General features: G+C 64.4%; 17 protein-coding genes. 5 read left to right on the top strand and 12 right to left on the bottom strand.

From position 1 onward, the window contains the following. From Q0R23_RS10080 to Q0R23_RS10055, 6 genes are all read right to left on the bottom strand, one after another. Positions 1-183: GTP-binding protein (locus Q0R23_RS10080; RefSeq protein WP_293912660.1), on the bottom strand; the 183-nt coding region annotated here is incomplete at its 3' end. A gap of 300 nt (positions 184-483) precedes the next feature. After that, entirely contained in the window at positions 484-903 is a 420-nt protein-coding gene (locus Q0R23_RS10075; protein ID WP_293912659.1) for a hypothetical protein, read from the bottom strand. 90 nt (positions 904-993) lie between these two features. After that, entirely contained in the window at positions 994-3090 is a 2097-nt protein-coding gene (fusA, locus tag Q0R23_RS10070; RefSeq protein ID WP_293912657.1) for an elongation factor G, read from the bottom strand. A gap of 113 nt (positions 3091-3203) precedes the next feature. Then, positions 3204-3674, bottom strand: coding sequence for a 30S ribosomal protein S7 (rpsG, locus tag Q0R23_RS10065; protein WP_293912655.1), 471 nt, complete (start codon positions 3672-3674; stop codon positions 3204-3206). Positions 3675-3872: 198 nt separating this feature from the next. Beyond that, positions 3873-4295: a 30S ribosomal protein S12 gene (gene rpsL, locus Q0R23_RS10060; RefSeq protein WP_293912664.1), complete on the bottom strand. Its 423-nt coding sequence runs from the start codon at positions 4293-4295 to the stop codon at positions 3873-3875. Positions 4296-4977: 682 nt separating this feature from the next. After that, positions 4978-5931, bottom strand: a complete 954-nt coding sequence (locus Q0R23_RS10055) for an NAD-dependent epimerase/dehydratase family protein (RefSeq protein WP_293912653.1) — start codon at positions 5929-5931, stop codon at positions 4978-4980. 22 nt (positions 5932-5953) lie between these two features. Between Q0R23_RS10055 and Q0R23_RS10050 the strand changes: the two genes are divergently transcribed. Next, positions 5954-6481, top strand: a complete 528-nt coding sequence (locus Q0R23_RS10050) for a 2'-5' RNA ligase family protein (protein ID WP_293912651.1) — start codon at positions 5954-5956, stop codon at positions 6479-6481. Positions 6482-6524: 43 nt separating this feature from the next. Continuing rightward, on the top strand, positions 6525-7028 hold the full coding sequence (locus tag Q0R23_RS10045) for a multidrug DMT transporter (RefSeq protein ID WP_293912649.1): 504 nt from the start codon (positions 6525-6527) through the stop codon (positions 7026-7028). Between the two features lie 298 nt (positions 7029-7326). On the opposite strand, the gene Q0R23_RS10040 is transcribed toward Q0R23_RS10045, so the two are convergent. The 4 genes from Q0R23_RS10040 to Q0R23_RS10025 form a co-directional block, all read right to left on the bottom strand. Then, a complete protein-coding gene (locus Q0R23_RS10040) occupies positions 7327-7623 on the bottom strand; it encodes a Nif3-like dinuclear metal center hexameric protein (protein WP_293912647.1) in 297 nt (98 codons plus the stop codon). Next, positions 7610-7981, bottom strand: a complete 372-nt coding sequence (locus tag Q0R23_RS10035) for a hypothetical protein (RefSeq protein WP_293912645.1) — start codon at positions 7979-7981, stop codon at positions 7610-7612. The genes Q0R23_RS10040 and Q0R23_RS10035 overlap by 14 nt, the downstream gene beginning before the upstream one ends. A gap of 18 nt (positions 7982-7999) precedes the next feature. Then, positions 8000-8707 (bottom strand): GNAT family N-acetyltransferase, encoded by a 708-nt coding sequence (locus tag Q0R23_RS10030; protein WP_293912643.1) that lies wholly within the window; start codon positions 8705-8707, stop codon positions 8000-8002. A gap of 178 nt (positions 8708-8885) precedes the next feature. Further along, positions 8886-10568: a long-chain fatty acid--CoA ligase gene (locus Q0R23_RS10025; RefSeq protein WP_293912642.1), complete on the bottom strand. Its 1683-nt coding sequence runs from the start codon at positions 10566-10568 to the stop codon at positions 8886-8888. 386 nt (positions 10569-10954) lie between these two features. On the opposite strand from Q0R23_RS10025, the gene Q0R23_RS10020 reads away from it, so the two are divergent. From Q0R23_RS10020 to Q0R23_RS10010, 3 genes are all read left to right on the top strand, one after another. Further along, on the top strand, positions 10955-12718 hold the full coding sequence (locus tag Q0R23_RS10020) for an HD domain-containing phosphohydrolase (RefSeq protein ID WP_293912641.1): 1764 nt from the start codon (positions 10955-10957) through the stop codon (positions 12716-12718). Positions 12719-12788: 70 nt separating this feature from the next. Continuing rightward, positions 12789-13274 carry a helix-hairpin-helix domain-containing protein gene (locus Q0R23_RS10015; protein ID WP_366520417.1) on the top strand — a complete coding sequence of 162 codons (486 nt, stop codon included), beginning with the start codon at positions 12789-12791 and terminating at the stop codon, positions 13272-13274. Position 13275: 1 nt separating this feature from the next. Continuing rightward, a complete protein-coding gene (locus Q0R23_RS10010; RefSeq protein WP_293912639.1) occupies positions 13276-15531 on the top strand; it encodes a DNA internalization-related competence protein ComEC/Rec2 in 2256 nt (751 codons plus the stop codon). A gap of 791 nt (positions 15532-16322) precedes the next feature. Here the strand turns inward: Q0R23_RS10010 and Q0R23_RS10005 are convergent. Further along, positions 16323-17903 carry a hypothetical protein gene (locus Q0R23_RS10005; RefSeq protein ID WP_293912637.1) on the bottom strand — a complete coding sequence of 527 codons (1581 nt, stop codon included), beginning with the start codon at positions 17901-17903 and terminating at the stop codon, positions 16323-16325. Positions 17904-18060: 157 nt separating this feature from the next. Continuing rightward, positions 18061-19981, bottom strand: a 1921-nt coding sequence (locus Q0R23_RS10000; protein WP_293912635.1) for an MMPL family transporter, incomplete at its 5' end; no start/stop codon positions are given.

Raw genomic sequence — 19981 nt, 5'->3', positions numbered from 1 at the left:
GCCGCGCGCTTTCTCTTCGGGGGCCTTGTCGATCTGGTCGTAGCGCTGGGTCTCGATGCTGGGGTCTGCCGAGGCTGCCGTGAAGGTGATGGCCGCCGTCAGGGTGGTCTTACCGTGATCGACGTGACCGATGGTGCCGATATTGACGTGGGGCTTGTTGCGCTCGAACGTTCCTTTTGCCATGTGCTTACTCCTCCAAGTGGTGGGCTTGCCTTCCGCTGAAGCCCGGTCAAAAAGCCAGACAAGAAAGTAGGCCCCTTTGATCGGGTTTCCGTGGAACAAAGTCCACATTGGGTTGATTCCCGCCGGGGCCTGAGCAGAGGTCCTCCGCTGCGGCCTCACGGCACGTTGCGCCTTCGCTTTTCAGCGCACCGACTTCATAGCCTAATGGAAGTCCTGGCAAATGGCAAGGGGCAACTAAACAAAGGCAGGGAGCGCTCTCCCCTGCCCCGCTGCGGCGGCTGCGGCTCGCTGGCTGATGTTTTACTGGCTCAGTTGACGCCCAGAGGTGTAGCGCTGCACGTCCGGATCGAAGGCGCCGATCAGCATGAAGACGCCCAGCGCCGTACCCACCGGGAAACTCAGCAGGCCGAGAATGGCGATCACTACTGCCGAGATACGGCCCCAGTCTTTACGCTGATTCAGCGCCCGGTAGGCGAAGAACTGAAAGATGGTCCAGGCCAGGCTGAAGAAGAAGATGATCCACAGAGTTGTCCCGGTGAAGACCCGCGCAAAGCCCAAGCCTTGAAGGTCCGCCGCCGAAGTGGAGGAATCTTTGGCGATGGTCCCGAAGACAGAGTTGAAAAGCGCTCCCAGAAAGGGGATCAGCAGCAGCCCCAACGCGCTCAGGATGGCCGAGATCAGCAGCGGAATGGTAACCCAGGAGAGTTTTTGCGGCTTCATAGGACCAGCGTAACAGGCCAGCCGTCAAAACACGACATGCGAGCGGGGCCACACCGTCCGGCATGGCCCCGCTCACGACTTTTAGCTGTCTTACTTCTTCATCAACTGCTGGGCGATGTTGTTCGGCACCTGGCTGTAGTGGTCGAAGAACATGCTGTAGCTGGCGCGGCCCTGGCTCATGCTGCGCATGTCGGTGGCGTAGCCGAACATTTCACTCAGCGGCACGAAGGCCTTGACGATCTGGGCGTTGCCGCGCGCCTCCATGCCCTGAATCTGACCACGGCGCGAATTCAGGTCGCCGATGATGTCGCCCATGAAGTCGTCGGGCACGGTGACTTCCACGCGCATAACGGGTTCGAGCAGCGCCGGGGCGCCCTTCTGGACGGCTTCCTTGAGGGCCATGCTGCCCGCGATCTTGAAGGCCATTTCCGAGGAGTCGACTTCGTGGTACGAGCCGTCGTAGATGGTGACTTTCATATCGACCACCGGGAAGCCGAGCATCGGGCCGGACTGCATGGCCTCCTCGATACCCTGCTGGGCGGGCTTGACGTATTCGCGGGGCACCGTGCCGCCGACGATGGCGTTCTCGAAGACGAAGCCCGACCCCGGCTCCAGCGGCTCGGCCTTGATCTTGACGTGACCGAACTGGCCGCGTCCGCCCGACTGGCGCACGAACTTGCCCTCGACATCAACGGCGCGGGTGATCGTCTCGCGGAAGGCCACCTGGGGGGCGCCCACGTTGGCTTCGACCTTGTATTCGCGGCGCAGACGGTCCACCAGGATCTCCAGGTGCAGCTCGCCCATGCCCGCGATGGTGGTCTGACCGGACTCCTGGTCGGTTTCGACGCGGAAGGTGGGGTCTTCCTCGGCCAGACGTTGCAGGCCCACGCCCATCTTTTCCTGGTCGGCCTTGGTCTTGGGCTCGATGGCCAGCTTGATGACCGGCTCCGGCACGTCGATGCTCTCCAGCAGGATGTGGGCGTCGCCGTCACCGATGAGGGTGTTGCCGGTGCCCGAATCCTTGAGGCCGATCACGGCGCCCAGCTCACCGGCCCGCAGCTCGGTGACCTCCTCGCGGCTGTTGGCGTGCATCTTGAGCAGACGGCCCACGCGCTCGCGCTTGTTCTTGGAGGCGTTGTAAATATATGAGCCGCTGTTCATGGTGCCCGAATAGATGCGCACGAAGGTCAGGCGGCCCACGTAGGGGTCGGCCATGATCTTGAACGCCAGGGCGGCGAGCTGACCTTCGGGGTCCGCCGGGAAGTCGTGGGTCTCAGTAGAGTCTTCCAGGGTGCCGCGAATGGCCGGAACTTCCAGCGGGCTGGGCAGGTAGTCGATCACGGCGTCGAGCAGAAGCTGCACGCCCTTGTTCTTGAGCGCGCTGCCGCACAGCACCGGAAAGATCTTCTTGGCGATGGTGCCCGCCCGCAACGCCTTGATGAGTTCTTCGGCGGTGGGCTCCTCGCCGCTGAGGTACTTGCCCATCACGTCCTCGTCGACCTCGGCGGCGGCCTCGATCAGTTGCACGCGCATCTCGCGGACCTTATCCATATACTGCTCAGGAATCTCCGAGACGCTGATGTCGTCGCCCAGGTCGTTGTTGTAGGTGTGGGCCTGCATCCGCACGATGTCGATGATGCCCTTGAACTCGTTTTCCTGGCCCATCGGGTACTGGATCGGGGCCGGGATGGCGCCCAGACGCTCGCGGATGTCGCTCAGGACCAGCTCGAAGCTGGCGCCGGTCTTGTCCATCTTGTTGCTGAACGCAATGCGCGGCACGCCGTAGCGGTCCGCCTGACGCCAGACGGTCTCGGACTGCGGCTCGACGCCCTGCGAGGAGTCGAACACGGCCACGGCGCCGTCGAGCACGCGCATGGACCGCTCGACCTCGATGGTGAAGTCCACGTGTCCGGGCGTGTCGATGATGTTGACGACGTATTCCTGATCGGTGCCGCTGCGCTTCCACTTGGCGGTGGTGGCGGCGGCGGTAATCGTAATGCCGCGCTCGCGCTCCTGCTCCATCCAGTCCATGGTGGCGGCGCCGTCGTGGACCTCCTGAATGCTGTGAATGCGTCCGGTGTAGTACAGGATGCGCTCGGTGGTGGTGGTTTTACCGGCGTCGATGTGCGCGGCGATGCCGATGTTGCGGTAGTGGGTCAGGTAGGCGCTGCTTGCTTTGGTGGTCATCTTGACTCCCTGAGTAGGTGGTGAAAGGAGGATGGAGCGCTGGAAACGCCCTTACCGTGCAAAGCGGCGACCGAGCGAAAAACCGCTACCAGCCGCCGTTTTCAGAGCAGGATTTACCAGCGGTAGTGCGCGTAGGCGCGGTTGGCTTCCGCCATGCGCTCGATATCGTCTTTTTTCTTGATGGCGCCGCCACGACCCTGCGAGGCGTCGAGGATTTCGGCGGCGAGGCGCTCGACGGCGGTGCGCTCTGGACGGTTGTCCACGGCGGCCTTCATCCATCTGAGGGTCAAGCTCTGGGCGCGGCGGACGCTGACTTCCACCGGCACCTGATAGGTGCTTCCGCCCACGCGGCGGCTGCGGACTTCCACGCGCGGCTTGATGTTGTCAAAGGCCTGCTTGTAGACCTTCAGCGGCTCCTGGCCGGTGCGGTCCTGAACGACGCTCATGGCGCCGTAGAAGATGCGGCTGGCCAGGTTCTTCTTGCCGTCTTCCATGATGCGGTTGATGGTGGCGCTGACCAGGACATCCTGGTACACCAGGTCGGGCAACAACGGACGGACTTCTGCTCTACGGCGACGTGCCATGTGGTCTCCCTCTGTTCGCCCCGCTGCGCTCGTCGCGGGGGCGGTCTTCAGCACTGACGGTAGCAGCGCTTACTGATTGAGCACTTCGGAAGCGTGGACACGCTCTTCTGGTGCGGCTTAGCTACTTCAATTCAAGTGGGTCAACTTACTGCTTCATTGGCCTGACCTCCGGGGAGGTGAGGGGCAAGAAGACCGGACTTACTTCTTCTTGCCGCCCGCTGCGCCCTTGGCTCCGGCTGCCGCCGCGCCCGCCTTGGGCTTCTTGGTGCCGTACTTGGAGCGGCTCTTGTTGCGGTCCTTGACGCCCTGGGTGTCGAGCGAGCCGCGCACGATGTGGTAGCGCACGCCGGGCAGGTCCTTGACGCGTCCGCCGCGAATGAGCACGACGCTGTGTTCCTGGAGGTTGTGGCCCTCGCCGGGAATGTAGGCGGTGACTTCAAAGCCGCTGGACAGCCGCACGCGGGCAATTTTACGCAGCGCCGAGTTGGGCTTCTTGGGCGTGGTGGTCTTGACGACGGTGCAGACACCGCGCCGGAAAGGGCTACCCTTGAGGGCAGGAACCTTACTCTTCTTCTGCAACGTGGTGCGACCCTTGCGGAGAAGCTGTTGGGTGGTGGGCAGGGCAATCACTCCTTAACGTGCTGAGACAGCGACGTACTTGAGACGGGACTCGGCGCCGCCACCGGGGCGGGGGCGCTGAGCGTATTTTCTTCCCGCGTGGTCAGCATTCACGCGAAACGTTCCGCAGGAACTCTGTGCCAAATGAGGGCCAGCCTCAGAGTTTCCAACCGGAGCATACTAGCGCGGGTGCGCGGCGCGGCGCAAGGGTGATAGGTGGCAATTCGAACGGGCGCTACGCCGATGCCGTGCTTTCCCTGTCAGACCGCTGGACTAGCATCAATAAAATGAAACTCACAAAGAGGCTTCTGCTGGTTCCGCTATTGCTCAGCTCCTGTAGCCTGACGACGCCCAAACCCACCGCCTACCGAGCCAGTGCGTACTCTGTTATCACAGCGATTTCAGTGGTAGGCCCAACGATTAGCAAGAGACGGTACATCGAGCCGTATCGCGTCGTAAAGCGTACAGCAGACCAAATTGTGATAACGACCCCGATACTCCCTACTGGCAAGATATCGAGCCCGATGACGGAACGGAACATCGGTAATTGGGATCCACAGATTGATTTCCGAATCAACGAAAAAGGCGGCTTGGCGTACTTAACCTACTCGACTAACATCGACAGGGACGCTCAAGCGATTATCGACATGTTGGATAAGATCTTCACCCGCGTCCAGTTCTGAAGTCAGCTCAGCCCGGCTAAAACCTCCGCCTCCCGCTCAAGGCTGGGGCCGCTGCCTCTGGCGCCCGGCGCGTCCAGCTCGGCGCGGGTCCAGGCCAGCGTGTCGCGGGCGGTGTCGGCCAGGGGCCGCAACTTCAGACCCGCCGCTTTCGCCCGCGCCGGAACGATGCCCAGCACGGGGTCGCGGGGCGAGTAGATCGGGAGTCCCTCGGCCACCGCCTGCGCTTCGGGGAGCCAGCGCCACTGCGGGTGAGTGCCCAGCGCCGCCGCCAGGCCATCCAGAAACTGCTCGTAGTGCAGCGGCTCACCCACCGCGTTGAAGGTGCCGGGCGTGGCGCGTTCGAGCAAATGTGCCGTGAACTCTGCCAGGTCGCGGGCGTCGATGACCTGAATCGGGTCCTGGCCGTCGCCGGGAGCCAGCGCCACGCCAGCACGGGCCGCTCGCATCGCCCAGTAGGTGAAGCGCCCGGTGTGGTCATGCGGCCCCGCCACCAGACCGGGCCGCACGATGGTGGCCCGCTCGCCGTAGATGGCCCGCACCCGCTCCTCGCAGACGACTTTCAGGGCGCCGTAGTGGGCCGGGATATTCTCGCTGGCCGCGTCCGGCAAAACCTCCAGCGCCGAATCCTCGGTGATCGGCTCGGCTTGACCGTCCGCATACACGCTCACCGTCGAGATGAACAGGTAGCGCTTCACCGCTCTTTCCAGCAGGCGTGCGGACTGCTCCACCACGCGGGGCAGGTAGCCACTGACATCCAGGCAGGCGTCCCAGGTGCGGCCCTGCAAGCTGGACAGCTCGCCCGCGCTCCGGTCCCCGTACAGGCGCAAGACTTCCGGTGGAAGGCTGTCGGCTGTCTGGCCCCGCGTAAAGGTGGTGACGTTGTGGCCGCGCTCCAGCAGCGCCTGAACCATGTGACGCCCGACAAATTGCGTACCGCCCAGCACCAGGATTTGCATGGCTTCAGTTTAGGCTGAACGCATGGCCCCCACCTTCTTCCTCGCCGTCACGCCGCCGCCCGACTTCGCCGCCCGCGTGGTGGAGTTCCAGGCCCGGCTCGGTCACGTCATGACGCCGCCGCACATCACGCTGCTGGCCCCCAACATTCGGCCCGAAGCCGACTGGGCAACGCTGGCCAGAGCGGTGGCGGCCCGGCATCGCCCGGTTCAGATCAAACTCGGCGGCGTGGGCAGCTTCGGCTCGCGGGTCATCTTCCTGACGCCCACTGCACCCGGCCTCCGACCCATCCACGACGACCTGGTGCGGACGCAAGGCGGTGCGCCGGGCCAGTTCGATCTGGCCAACTACCACCCGCACCTGAGCATCACTTTGAGCTGGCGACCCCTGGCCGTGAGCTGGACCGAGGCGCTGACGCAGGCCCGGCAGACCTTTAGCGAGCTGGACGCGGCGCCACTGCGCTTCACCGCCGCCGAGCTGGTTTTATTCAAAAAAGTCGTGCCAGGCGGCATCTATACCGAACATGCCCGCTTCGCCCTGCGTCATGATTAGAACTTGCACTTGACAATTACGCTTCTATCATAATAATACAGATATGGAAAACCTCCTGAAGAAAGCGGGCGCGATGACCGCGCACCTGGACCTGTTTCAGAACATGCTCCACCTGCGCGGGCTGCTGCAACTCGCCGCCCACATGGAGGAGCGCGGCGACCGGGTGACGATGGTCTCCGCCGAGAACATCACCCTGATCGGATCGGGGATGGACAGCGCGGCGGTCATCCAGACCAGCAAGGGCGCCGTGATCGCCGCCGAGAGCGCCTACAGCGTGCTGCGCGGCCTCAAGGGGCACGACGCCAGCGAGTACGCCGTGACCCGCGAGGAGCTGGGTGCCCTGAACACCCGCGCCGTCGCCGAGCTGGAGGGCAGCGACGCCATGCGGGCCTTTGGCGAAACCCTGGCGAGAATCGGCGTGCCGAGCGGCGCCGCTCCAGTGACAGCTCCTGCTGCCGCACCAGCCACCACCGAGACGCCCAGCGAGCGCCCCAGCCGGACACGGCGCGGCGCCGAGGAAGCCCAAGGCGAAAGCCCAGCCGCGTAAGGAAGGTCAATGTTTCAGCCGCGTTCCCAGTGTGGGGCGCGGCTTTTGCATTGGACCGGACGAAAAACGTCGTCATCCTGGGTACAGCGAAGAGCACAACGAAATGGCCATTTCGTTGTGCTCAGGCGGAAATTTATAAGATCTAACGGAGAATTCAGCTTTAAGGTTTTCGGGTTGGACAAAACAACCGTTTTCGAGGGCTCGGACATGAATCCAGTAGCATTTTCAGTTCACTGAGGCGCGACTTCAATAGACCCTTCATTGCGCTCAGGGTGACGACTTTCAGTGACACCTCGGCTTACGGATACACCGCGCAGCTCAGCTCCGGAAAGGCCACTTCCAACTCACGCGCCAGTTGCCTCAGCCCCCATTCCTCGCTGCGGCGGTGGCCCAGGGCGATCACACCCATCCCCAGTTCACGCGCCGTACCCAGGGCACCGGGCCGCATCTGGCCGGTGACGTAGACGCTCACACCCTGCTCGAAAGCGGCGCGGAGCAGCTCCGGGCGCATGGCGTTCATCAGCGCGGCGCGGCCCGGTTCAGGCTCGCGGGGGCGCTGGAGTTGGTCGAAGCCGCCCAGTTCAGCGCTCAGCACGGCAACGAAGCTGTCCCAGTCGCGCTACGGCACCTGCGCTCAGGCCCGACGCCCGCTCCAACTCCACAGGCCGGATGTCCTGCCAACCCAGCCGCATCGCCAGCGCCAGGTTCGGGCCGGTGGTCAGCGCCAGATCGAAGCCGTCGTGCGAATTGAGGACTGCCAGGCCGGGGAAGGCGTCGCCCAGTCGGTTCGCCCGGTGGAGAAACACGGCGTCGGCGTTCAAAGCTGGCGGCAGGTCCACCGGGTCGAGGGCCAGGGCCAGACCATTAACAGGACCGTTGCCCCCTCTGCGCACCTCGGCCTCGCCCAGTCGCCGCCGCAACCAGGCGTGGAGCGCTTGCAGGCTGAGCGCCATGCTCAGACCGCCCGCATTTCAGACCGCAAACGCCCTGGGCCGCTGGTCGGCGCTCAACAGGTCCACCGGGTCGTGGCCGGTGCGCTCGGCCAGCGCCTGGGCCTCCAAGGCGGCGCGTTCGGGGCCGAGCCAGCCCTGCCAGTAGGTCTCCAGCGTGCGGGTCACGAGCGAGAGGGCTACGGTCTTGCCCGGCTCCAGCGGGCAGTACAGCAGGTCGAGATCGGTCAGCGGGCCACCGTCCGGGCCGCCCACGGGTTGCCAGTACGGCGCGTCCACGGTGAAAAACCCCAGGCCGCCGAGCTTGAGCCGCCGCTGCGTGGGGTCGCTGCCCACCTTTTCTTCGGCGGCCAATTCCTCGACGTTCAGGGCCGAAACGTGTACGGCGTCGGCGAACACGCCTGCGCCGCCCGCCCCGCGCACGATGTCCAGCCGAGCCTGATGCAGCACCCTCGCCGCGCCACTGCCCCGCGCCGAGCGGCTCACGCCCATGAACGAGCTGAAGGCCGCCGCGACCAGCAGGTGAAACAGCGTGCCGCCCACGACCTCGCCGCCCTGCTCCGCGACCAGAATCACGTTGCGGCGCCCGGCCTGGCCTGCGATCATCTGGCCGAAATAGCTGGCCGGAATCAGCATCTCCGGCTGGTAATACACCGCCTCCTGAAGGTGCCCGAAGGCGACCAGGGCGGGGTCGGCAGGGTCGGTCACGCGCCGGACAGAAACAGTCATGCCTGGAGTCTAGAGCAGGACGCAGAATGACGCCACGGGGAAAACAGCCTCCCCGCGCCTCCATTCTGCGCCTTGCTCAGTCAACACTACTCGCTCCGCTCGGCCATAAAAAGGGTCTTTTTATGACATCTGCTCTAGAGCGGCGCAGCCACCTGGACGGTACATCTCAAAGACTGCCTCAAGGTTCGCGCACCGTGGCGACGTAGCCCCTGAACTGCTCGCGCAATTCGCGTTTCAGAAATTTGCCGGTGGCGCCCACCGGAATGGCCTCGACCACCTCGTAGGCGTCGGGCAGCCACCAGCGGGCGAAACGCGGCGCCAGGAAGGCGCTCAGCTCGGTGTGATCCGGCGAGGCGCTACCGGGGCGCAGCACCAGCACCGCCAGCGGGCGCTCGTCCCACTTGGGATCGGCAATGGCGATCACCGCCGCCTGCAACACCGCCGGGTGGCCCATCAGGGCGTTTTCCAGGTCCACGCTGGAAATCCACTCGCCGCCCGACTTGATCAGGTCCTTGGCCCGGTCCTGAATGTGCATGAAGCCGCGCCCGTCGATAGTGGCGATGTCACCGGTATCGAACCACGGCAAGCCGCCCAGGCTCAGGAAGCTGCCCTGGCCCTCGCCGCCGTAGTAGCTGCCGGTGACCCAGGGGCCACGGATCAGCAGGCGGCCCATGCTGCGCCCGTCGTGGGGCAAAATTTCGTTGGCCTCGCCGACGATCTCCAGCTCGGTGAGCGGCACCGCCGTGCCCTGTTTGGCGCTCAGGGCAAAGCCCTCGTCGCTGAGCGCGTCCACGTCCGGCGGGGTGGTGCTGACGCTGCCCAGCGGGTGCGTTTCGGTCATGCCCCAGGCCTGGGTCATCTTGAGGCCGTGGCGCGTCCGGAAGGCCCGGATCAGGGCTTCCGGCGCAGCCGAGCCGCCCACCACCAGCCGCTCGACGCACAGGTCGTAGGGCGTCCCGGCCTCACGGGCGCGGTCGAGTTCGGTCAGCAGGTTCAGCCAGACCGTCGGCACGCCCGCCGGAATGGTGACCCGTTCGTCCTGCATCAGCCGGGCCAGGGTCGGGCCGTCGGCGAACATCCCGGCGAAGACCAGCTTGGCCCCGAACACCGCGCAGGTATACGGCAGCCCCCAGGCGTTGACGTGAAACATCGGCACGATGGGCAGCACGCTGTCGGCCTGGCCGACGTTGAGCATGTCCTTGGGCGCCGAGGCCAGGCTGTGCAGCCAGGTCGAGCGGTGCGAGTAGGTGACCGCCTTGGGGTTGCCGGTGGTGCCGGAGGTGTAGCACATACCCGCCGCGTCGGTCTCCTGCATGTCGGGGTAGCCGGACATGGGCTGATGCGACATGATCCATTCGTCGTAGTCCTGCACGCCGTCCGGGCGGTGTCCATCAGGGTTGGGAGGCAACGGCCCCAGCACCACGAACTTCTGGACACTCGGACACCGGGCCGCGATCAGCGGAATCAGCGGCGCGAACAGGTTCTCGATCAACAGCACCCGGTCCTGGGCGTCGCTGATGATCCAGCACAGTTGATCGGGATGCAGGCGGATGTTGATGGTGTGCAGCACGGCGCCCATGCTGGGAATGCCCAGGTAGGCTTCGAGGTGGCGGTAGCTGTTGACGGCCAGCGTGGCGACCCGCTCGCCCGGCTGTACCCCGGCGGCCTGAAGCGCACTGGCCAGCCGCAGGGCGCGGTCTGCCACCTGGCCGTAGGTGGTTCGGTAGGCCCTGGGCGCGGGCTTGCCGTCCGCCCCCGGCACGGCCAGCAGACTGACCACCTCCCGCCCGGCAAACAGGCTGCGGGCACGCTCCAGAATGGCGGGAATGAGCATCGGCACGTCCATCATGGTGCTGTGCATGGGCTTTCTCCTTGGCGCTCTATTGGCAGCGGTCTGCTCGGCATGGCGACTGGGTGTGGCTATCAATGCGGCTGCCAATGGGGCTGCCAATGGGGCTACCCGGTCAGGTTACCGCGCCGGATCAGTGCGCTTCCAACCCCCGGCAGGGGCAATCAGGCCAGAGCGCGGCGCCTGGACCGATCTGTTGCTGAGGCTGCTGACGGTAGTTGATGCCGACGGTGAATGGCGCTCAGTCTACCCAACGGCGCCTGCCAGGGTGACCTGGCGGCTCCGCCGCCTTTGTAGCTGGTGGCCCCGCCGCCTTCATGGTTCGGGGGGACTCCGGCCCCTAACTTGGCGTGTAGGGCTACAGCAATCCGCCGCAGAGAGGTTCATGATGCATTCATATGACCGCTCTGGCAGGAGAAGTCCCGCACTCCTTTTCGGCGGCGCTCGAAGGCGTGCGGCGAAGCGCCCTCGCGGCGCGGGCGGCCAACGACCCAGATGCGCTGCGCTGCGCCCTGCGGCGCGAGGGTGAACTGCTGCTGCTCGACGGTCAGCCGAACGCGGCGCTGAACGCGTTTCTGGAGGCTGCCTCACTCTGCCCGGCTGCCGAGCTGAGCGAGCAGGCCCGGCTGTGGCAGCAGGCCGCCCACGCCCAGGCCATTTTGTTCTCGCCCGTTCAGGCGCAGGAGCACCTGGGCACGGCCCTGAGCTTGATGCGCCAGGCGGGTGACGCCCCCGGCATCATCGATATTCTCGAAGACCTGGCCGACTCGCACGCCCGCCAGGGCGACCTGGGCTGGGCGCTGGAGCACCTGGAGACCAACCTGAGCCTGCGCCGCGAGCTGGGCGACCAGGCCGGGCTGTGCCGCACCCTGCTGGCGGTGGGGAGGTTGCGGCTGCGCCAGCCGGTGCCGGTGGTCCGCCTTGCCCGGCATAACCTGGAGGAAGCCGTGGGCATGGCCCGCGAACTCGCAGACGCCTCGCTGAACGCCCAAGCCCAGGGCTGGCTGGCGCACGCCTGCGCCCTGGGCGGTGACGCCGAGCTGGCCGCCAGCCTGTTCGAGCAGAGTTATCAGGGCCTGGAGCGCCTGAGCGACCTCAATCTGATGGCCCAGGTGCGGCTGGGTCAGGCCCGGCTGGCGGCGGCCCAGGGCGTGGGGGCTCGGACTCAATCGGCTCAGGTCCAATCGGCTCAGGTCCAATCGGCTCAGGCTCAATCGGCTCAGGTCCAACCAGAACCGCTTCAGCTCGCCCAGCTCCAATCAGCACAGGAGCTGGCCCGGCAGGCGCTGGGTCTGTCGCGCCGAAGTGCCAGCCCGTATACCGAGGTGCCCGCGCTGCAACTGCTCAGCTCGCTGGCCGAGGCGGCGGGTGACCTGCGGGCCGCCCTGGACTACCACCACGCCTACCACGACCTGAGCGTCACCCTGGGCCGCGCCCAGAGCCTGGCGCGGGCTCAGGAGGTCTCGGCCCGGCTGGACCTGGAGGGGAGCCGCCAGGAAACCGAGTTGCAGCGGGCTCGCGGCTCGCGCCTGGAGCGCCGGGTGGCCGAGCGCACCGCCCAGCTCGAAGCCACCCAGGCCGAGATGACCCTCCTGCTGGCCTCCGCCGCCGAGTGCCGCGACGCGCCGCAGGGACTCCACGCCTTCTGGGTGGGCGAGGCCAGCGCCTGCGTGGCCAGGCAACTCGGCTGGGAACAGGCGCGGGCCCACGACCTGGGTCTGGCCGCCCGGCTCCACGACATCGGCAAGCTGGCCATTCCCGACGCCGTGCTGCTCAAAAAAGGGGCGCTGGACGAGGCCGAATGGACCCTGATGCGGACCCACACCACCCTGGGCGCCCGGCTGCTGGACCACAGCACCTCGCCGCTGCTGAAACTGGCCGCCGAGGTGGCCCTCTCGCACCACGAGCGCTGGGACGGCTCCGGTTACCCCGCCGGTGCGCTCGGCGCCCAGGCTTCCCAGGCCGGACGCATCGTGGCGGTGGTGGACGCCTTCGACGCCCTGCTGAGCACGCGCTCCTACAAAGCCGCCTGGAGCCTGGAGGCCGCCACCGACTACCTTCACCAGCATTCCGGCACCCTCTTCGACGCCGAGGTGGTCGGAGCTGTCGTCGCCTTGCAGGCGCAGGGCGGGCTCCCGCCGCGTGAGAGACCGGGCACCTGATCCGCAGCTTCGGCTCAGCCGCAGAACGTATCGCAGAAATTGTGTCAGACTTCACAGAGGACGGTGGATTATGTCAGAACCTTCACGTCAGGGTGCCGGGTCGTTTTCGGTGGACCGCTCGGTGGTGGACCGCTCGGTGATCGACCCTTCGGCGGCGTTCCGGCCCCGCCGTCCGCTGAGTGCTTCTCACCGGGGTGAACGCCGGGCAGCGGGCCTGCTCACCCTGCTGGCACTCGGCTGCGGCGGCTGGGCGCTGTACCCGAATCTGAGCGCCTCGCCCCGCGTCCCCAGCGTCAGTCACGTGGCCCTGGCGCCCCTGAGCACCGGGGCGGCGCCTGAATTCGCCAGCACCCCCAGCATCCAGCCGCTGATTTCCGGGCGCCTGAACCTGAACACCGCCTCCGAGGCGCAGCTCGAAGCGCTGCCCGGCGTGGGTCCGGCTTTCGCGGCCCGGCTCAGAGCGGCGCGGCCCTACCGCAGCCTGAGCGACCTCGACGCCGTGCCGGGGGTGGGGCCGAAGATGCTGGCCAGACTCGCGCAGCTCGTGAAGTTCTGAGGTGACGGCGCCCTGGCTGACCCCTGATCTGGCTCAAGGTGCGCCCGGAGCTGGAATCAAAAGCCCGGCTCAGGCTGCGGCGCGAGGCTGGACGCCGCCGGTCTACCCGGTGCCCGCCGCGCTCTCGCTGATCGGCGCTGTGCTGCTGGGTTTCGGCTCGCCGTGGGGCCTGCCGGTGCTGGCGCTGGCGCTGCTGCTGGCTGTCTGGACGGGGCGAAATCTGCTTGGCCGGGCCGGGCTGCTGGGCGCCTGTGCGCTGCTGGCCCTGCTGGGTTTCTGGCGTGAGGGTCAGTGGTGGAACGCCCCGGACCGCCTCGCGCCCTGGATCGGCGCCACGCTGACGCTCAGCGGTTACTGGGACGGACAACTGCTGCACCTGAGTGATCCCGACGCACCGGTAGCGCTGGCCCCCAAACCGCTGACCCCGCCCGGCCAGCTCAGCGTGCGCGGCTCACTGGTGCGGCCCGACGGGCGGCGCATTCCCGGCGGCTTCGATGCGGCCTTCTGGCTCAGAATTCAGGGCGTGCGGGCGGTGCTGGTCGGCGCCGAGGTGCGGCGCTCACAGGCGGAGGGCGGCGTGCGCGGCTGGTTCCGGCAGGGGCTCAGCGTGAACCTCAGCGCCCAGCAGTCGGCCCTGCTGCGGGCGGTGGAGCTGGGCGAGCGGGGCGACATTACCCAGGCGCAGTTCAGTGACGGCCTGAACGTCCGCGACGCCTTCACGCGGGCGGGCCTGGCGCACCTAATGGCCCTGAGCGGTCAGAACGTGGCCCTGCTGGTGGCGGCGCTGACCTGGTTATTGGCCAGGGTGCTGCCGCTGCGGCTGAGCTGGGTCCGCTATCCGCTGCTCCTGGCGGCGCTGCTGGGCTTCTGGTGGCTGGTGGGCGGCTCACCGAGCATCACCCGCGCCGTGTTGATGGGCGGCCTGGTGCTGGCATCATTGTGGCTGGGACGCGGCCAGCTCGACCTTTACGGCGTGCTGGGCCTGTCGGCCATCGCCAGCTTGCTGTATCAGCCGGGCTGGCTGTTCGATGTGGGCTTTCAGCTCAGTTTTCTGGCCGTCATCGGGCTGAGCTTTTCGGGTCGGGTCGCGGCGCTGCTGCCCGCCGCCTGGCCGCTGTGGCTGCGCCTGGCGCTGGTGGCGACGCCCTGCGCCGAACTGGCCACGCTGCCGATCGTGCTGCACACCTTCGGGCAGTGGCCGCTGCTGGGGCTGCTGTCCAATCTGGCCGCCGCCGCGATCATGGCCGTGCTGGTGCCGCTGGGCTACCTGGCCGGGCTGCTGGGACCGCTGGCCGCGCCGGTCAATGCGCTGCTGGGGCCGCTGGCGAGCGCCCTGCTGAAGGTCGTGGAAGTCTTCGGACACGCTCCGGTGCTGAGCTGGGGCACCGTCAGTCCGGCGGGCTTCGCGACCTACGCGGTCTTCGCGGCGGCCCTGGTGCTGACCCTGCTGCGGCGCCTGCCGCTGTGGGTGCTGCCGCTGTGTGCCCTGATCGGCGGCCTGGCCACTGCGCTGCCCTCCCGGCTGCGGCCTGCGGGCGAGATCGTCTACCTTGACGTAGGCCAGGGCGACAGCACCCTGATTCGCATTCCCGGCCTGAACATGCTCATCGACGGCGGCGGCACCCCACGCGGCGACTACGACGTGGGTGCCCGGACGGTCTTGCCTGCGCTGCGTGCCCTGAACGTACGCTCCATCGACATTATGGTGGCGACCCACGCCGACGCCGACCACATCGAGGGGCTCACCAGCGTCATGCGCGGTATCAGGGTCGGCGAGCTGTGGATCGGCCAGCGCAAGGACGATCCGAACCTGGGCATGCTCCTGCGCTCAGCCCAGGAACGCGGCGTGCCGGTGCGCCAGGTGACGCGCGGCGACTCGCTGGCGGTGCCTCCCGCCCTGCTGACCGTGCTGTGGCCGCCCGGCGACACCTGGTCCGGGGCCGACAACGACAACAGCGTGGTCATCCGGCTGGAGACACCCACCTTCCGCACCGCCTTTCTGGGCGACCTGCCCGACCCCCTTGAGGGCCAGCTCGGCGTGGGGCCACTGGATGTCCTGAAGACCGCCCACCACGGCAGCCGATTTTCGAGCGGCGACGCCTTCCTGAAGGAAACCCAGCCCAAGAACGCCATCATCAGCGTGGGCCGCAACAGCTACGGCCACCCCAACCCGCAGGTGCTGGAGCGCCTCCAGGCGGCGGGCGTGAAGGTCTGGCGCACGGATGAAGTGGGAACGGTGCGCTGGCCGCTGCCTTGAGGGGAGGGGTGCGGGAGGCGGTGCGCGGGTTGTGTGGAGTGCAGGGAAAACAAACGGCACGACAAAATCATGAGTGTTAGGAAGGCAATTCTGCACCTTCCTAACACTCATGATTTTACGACTCTATTAGCATACTACGGTAACTGTAAGCTTAAATCACCGACCTTGCACGGTAGCAAATCCGGCTTCTTTAATCTTTCTACGTATACACTGAAATTCTTCTTGAGAGGCTTCAAGTGCCGGAAGATACACATCAGAGCGTAGTGAAAAGTGCTTCTTACCTTCTACTAACTTTAACTCGTCCGTTTCAACCTCTCTAAAGAGGTTACTACCACTTTAATATTCAGAAGTTGAGGTCGATGGGCAATAATCTGGTGTCTTCAGTGTTATTGCCGTTGGCATCTTGAGCGATCAAAAAATCTTTCTTCACCTCCGTATTTTTCGCTATGCATCTAAAAATAAGAGAGATGCGCTGAGATGTGGTGTTAGTTTGAATTATATATGACAGTCCGTATTGATCGACCGCCTTGAAATTTATCTCATTAGACTCTGGGTTGGGGTAATATCCAACAGTTTTTCTACTGCTATCGAGTGCAGTGATGCTAAATTTAAAATCTTGCTTGATTTTACTTGGGTCGCTGAGGATAATACTCTGACAAGTCTCGATAAGACTAGCTGAGATTTTCAGAGTTAAATTTCCTAATACTAGTCTAGGAGTCGATACAATTGACTGACAAGACGTAAGTATACCAAGCAGCGGTAGAGTTAAGCATATGAATTTACTCTTCATATCACTTCTTGTCAACAATCGAGATGCCACCCATAGGAGTGAAGGCATCTGTAATAGACGAGTAGTAGCCAGGCTGATCAGGGGTGCTAACAAAAATATCAGCGATGCTACCAACTGATTGCGTTTTTCTAGTACCTTTAGCTGCCGTAATTATTGACGAGTGATACCCGACAACTCCGCTAGCTGAAGGGTTGACAGCATAGTGAGCAATAATTGGAGCATATCCCGCCCGGTTCTGAAGTTCAGTAAACATCCAGTAATTCATTGGGTATGCAGTCCCGGTCACAGTGTTTCTAAAAACGCCATTGACTTTCAATGGAATAGAATTAGATGTGAACCAGTTGTTAGTATTTGTAATCCAGGTGTCGTTGGGAAATGTGCCAGTATTTGTATAGATCCCATTGATCGGACCTGAGCCAGAACTTCCCGCTGCTGCAACGAGACTGTTGTAGCCGGTAGCACCAGGTCTACCGTAAACATACTGAACGCTACCAACTGTATGAGCTGCATTTTGCACGCTGTCGTACCCATTACTCACACCAGGAATAGGTTCACTGTAATAGTAATTGGCTATTCCCATTGCAGAAAGGATGGTGGCGTTAGTACAACCAATCACATTCGAAGACCCGTTGCTCACAGTGTAATTTTGATATGAACTTGAAGGCTGGCCCATAGTAAACGCGGTTTGACCGTAAGCGCCAGCAGCTCCGCTGAAGTAGTTCATTTTCCAATCAAAGTTGATTGTGCATGAATACCATAATCCCCAGCCACCACACTGTTCGGGGGTGTATCCACTTGTATACGAATTATTTGTGAGTCTGAGATTTGCGTTGGTGAATTGGCTAGTCATACCGTTTCCGGTTTTTGCGAAAACCAGTCCAGATTTGTTGATGTTTCTGGAAACCAGGGAGTAATCTAGCCCGAAACGCGAGATGCCTTGCTCTGAGATCGCATTGTCAGTCAGAATAGAATACTGCTGTGCATTATTGCTCCATGTGGCTGTATTTTGTTTGGAGATTTGTGCATTCGCATCGACCATTTGCGCGTAACGCGATTTGAGAATTTCGACGGTATCAGGCGTGAGCCACGCGGAACCTCTGACATCCCAGTATCTATTGTCTTTAGTTTGAATCAGTAAATTCACTGAATCCGGTGCCACAAATCTTTTGATCTTACCCTCTCCCACGGAGTCGACAGCTAGAACAAGCTGCTTCAGAAATGCAGCGCCGTTGCCAGAAGCCGTGACCTCGCCGCGAGCAGAACTGGCGCCGATAAACTGGAATTGCATATCATTGATGCCGAAGTTTTCTGGCTTTTCAGGTTTTTTCAAACCACGACCAACGCGGTACAGATCGTCGACGGGGCTTTGAGCGGTGAAAATGACGTAGAAAAATGGGGTTCCGTCGAAATCCTCGGCGAGCAAGCTCTTAGAGTACAGCTTGCCCACGCCTTGAGCGCTCAGCCCGCCTTCAGTGAGATTGCGCAAACCTACCAACTCTGCAACGGCAAGCGGCACTGGCGTCGCGTCTGCCAGGTAGCCAACAGGCTTTTCGCTGCCACTGCTGTCAAGCGGTTGGGTCACTTGTCCACAAGACGCCAGGATGAGGGCTAGAGAGCAGAGGACCAGCTTCGAGCGGTGAGCGGTGAGCGGTGAGCGGTGAGTGATTCTTCATCTTATCTCCTTGTATGCTTAATGAAGATCATACCAAGAAATGAGTAATATGTAAACCTTGCCTTCATCAGTGGTCCATCTTCACCTGCGGCAACAACCGGTCCAGCCAACCGGGTAGCCACCAGTTCCACTTGCCCGCCAGCTTGAGCAGCCCCGGCACCAGCACCAGGCGCACGATGGTCGCGTCGAGCACGATGGCGACGGCCAGGCCCAGGCCGATGCTCTTGTTGGCGACGACCCGCCCGAAGGTGAAGGCCGCGAAGACGATCAGCATGATGACGGCGGCGCTGGTGATGATCCGGGCCGTGCGCCCGACGGCCCGCACGACGGCCTCGTCGTTGGCGCCAGGGTCGGGCAGCAGCGCGTGGTATTCCTCCTGCACGCGGCTCAGCAGGAAGATCTCGTAGTCCATGCTCAGCCCGAACAGCACCGAGAACAGCAGCAGCGGCAGGCTGGCGTCCAGCACGCCGGTATCGCCTGGCACGTTCAGCAGCGCCGCGCCGTGGCCGAGCTGAATGACCCAGGTGACGACCCCATACGCCGCCAGCACCGTCAGGCTGTTCATGATGATGCTCTTGAGCGGAATGAACAGGCTGCGAAAGGCGATCATCAGCAGCACGAAGGTGCCCGCGAACACGGCGGCGACGGCGGTGGGAATGGCGCCGGTGATCGCCTTGCTGAACTCGCGCTCGCCCACCGGGGCGCCGCCGAGGGTGTAGACGTAGCCGGAGCGGTCGAGTGCGGCGCGTAGCCTGGCCTCGAACGCGTCGATCTGGTCGGCACGCAGGTAAGTCGCCGGAATGACCGTGAAGCGCAGCAGCGTCCGGTCGGTGCTGAAGCTGCGGCGGTTGAGGGTGTTCAGATCGTTCAGCGAGGCGCCCGCCGCCTGCCCATTCACGAGCGGCCCGCTGACAAAGGGACTGATGACCGCCCGCACGCCCGGCAGCGCCTGCACCCGCGCGACGACCTGGCGGAAGGGAGCGCGGTCTGCCGGGCCGTAGCGCTTGCCTTCCAGATCGAGCACGACCTCGAATTGTGACAGCAGCCCCCCGGCGCCGAGGTCACGCACCGCACTCAGGGCGTCGCGGGATTCCACGCCTTCGATCAGGCCCCAGGCGCCCGCGTAGCCGATGTGCATCTGGCGGGCGGGCAGGGCCAGGACCACCAGAAACGCCGCAGACAGCAGCACCGCCGCGCCGGGCCGGGCCGTGACGCGGCGGGCCAGCGCGGTCCAGAGGGCACTCTCGCGGGCGCTCTGGCCGAATTCCAGCGCTCGCCAGCGGGGCCGCAGCCGGGGCACGTTGACCCACTCGCCCAGCAGGGTCAGCAGGGCGGGCAGCACCGTCAGGCTGGCCAGCACGGTAAACAGCACCGCCAACACCCCGCCGATGCCCAGGCTGCGCACGAAGGCGATGGGCGGCAGCAGCAGGGCCGCCATCGCCATCGCCACCGTCAGGCCGCTGAAGGCCACGCTGCGCCCGGCGCTGAGCATGGTGCGGTAGGCGGCCCGCTCGGCACCGTCCCTTCCCGATTGACCAGTCCGTACCAGCTCTTCCCGGAAGCGGTTGACCATCAGCAGGGCGTAGTCGATTCCGGCGCCCAGCGACACCAGCGTGATGATGCTCTGGGCGAAGGTGCTGGTCGGAATAAACAGCGTCAGCAGGTACAGCCCGGCCATCGCGGTGGTGATGCTCAGCAGCCCGATGACCAGCGGCAGCCCCGCCGCCACCAGCGCCCCGAATACGAACAGCAGCACCAGGGCCGTCAGCGGCAGGGCGGTCAGTTCGCTGCGCTTGGTATCGCCCTCGGCGAAGGCGGTGAAGTCCTCGGCGATGGCCTGGCCGCCCGTGACCCGCACGCTGAAGGCAGGCGTATTGAAGGCGCCGACGTACTGCCGCACCCCTGAGAGCACCGGCCTGGCCGCCGCCGCCAGTGGAATCTGGGCGACGCTCAGGGCCGTGCGCCCGTCCGGGCTCAGCGCCTTGCCG

The sequence above is a fragment of the Deinococcus sp. genome, from assembly GCF_025362455.1.
Lineage (GTDB): Bacteria > Deinococcota > Deinococci > Deinococcales > Deinococcaceae > Deinococcus.
The sequence above is the reverse complement of the archived record's forward strand: the minus strand, read 5'-3'. Positions and strand labels throughout refer to the sequence as shown.

What these genes read in the sequence shown, in the direction of transcription:
- Q0R23_RS10050 (WP_293912651.1), top strand. Translation starts at nt 5,954, where the DNA reads ATGGCCCCCACCTTCTTCCTCGCCGTCACGCCGCCGCCCGACTTCGCC.
- rpsG (WP_293912655.1), bottom strand. Translation starts at nt 3,674, where the DNA reads ATGGCACGTCGCCGTAGAGCAGAAGTCCGTCCGTTGTTGCCCGACCTG.
- Q0R23_RS10075 (WP_293912659.1), bottom strand. Translation starts at nt 903, where the DNA reads ATGAAGCCGCAAAAACTCTCCTGGGTTACCATTCCGCTGCTGATCTCG.
- Q0R23_RS10020 (WP_293912641.1), top strand. Translation starts at nt 10,955, where the DNA reads ATGACCGCTCTGGCAGGAGAAGTCCCGCACTCCTTTTCGGCGGCGCTC.
- Q0R23_RS10030 (WP_293912643.1), bottom strand. Translation starts at nt 8,707, where the DNA reads ATGACTGTTTCTGTCCGGCGCGTGACCGACCCTGCCGACCCCGCCCTG.
- Q0R23_RS10045 (WP_293912649.1), top strand. Translation starts at nt 6,525, where the DNA reads ATGGAAAACCTCCTGAAGAAAGCGGGCGCGATGACCGCGCACCTGGAC.
- Q0R23_RS10025 (WP_293912642.1), bottom strand. Translation starts at nt 10,568, where the DNA reads ATGCACAGCACCATGATGGACGTGCCGATGCTCATTCCCGCCATTCTG.
- Q0R23_RS10015 (WP_366520417.1), top strand. Translation starts at nt 12,789, where the DNA reads ATGTCAGAACCTTCACGTCAGGGTGCCGGGTCGTTTTCGGTGGACCGC.
- fusA (WP_293912657.1), bottom strand. Translation starts at nt 3,090, where the DNA reads ATGACCACCAAAGCAAGCAGCGCCTACCTGACCCACTACCGCAACATC.
- Q0R23_RS10055 (WP_293912653.1), bottom strand. Translation starts at nt 5,931, where the DNA reads ATGCAAATCCTGGTGCTGGGCGGTACGCAATTTGTCGGGCGTCACATG.
- Q0R23_RS10035 (WP_293912645.1), bottom strand. Translation starts at nt 7,981, where the DNA reads ATGGCGCTCAGCCTGCAAGCGCTCCACGCCTGGTTGCGGCGGCGACTG.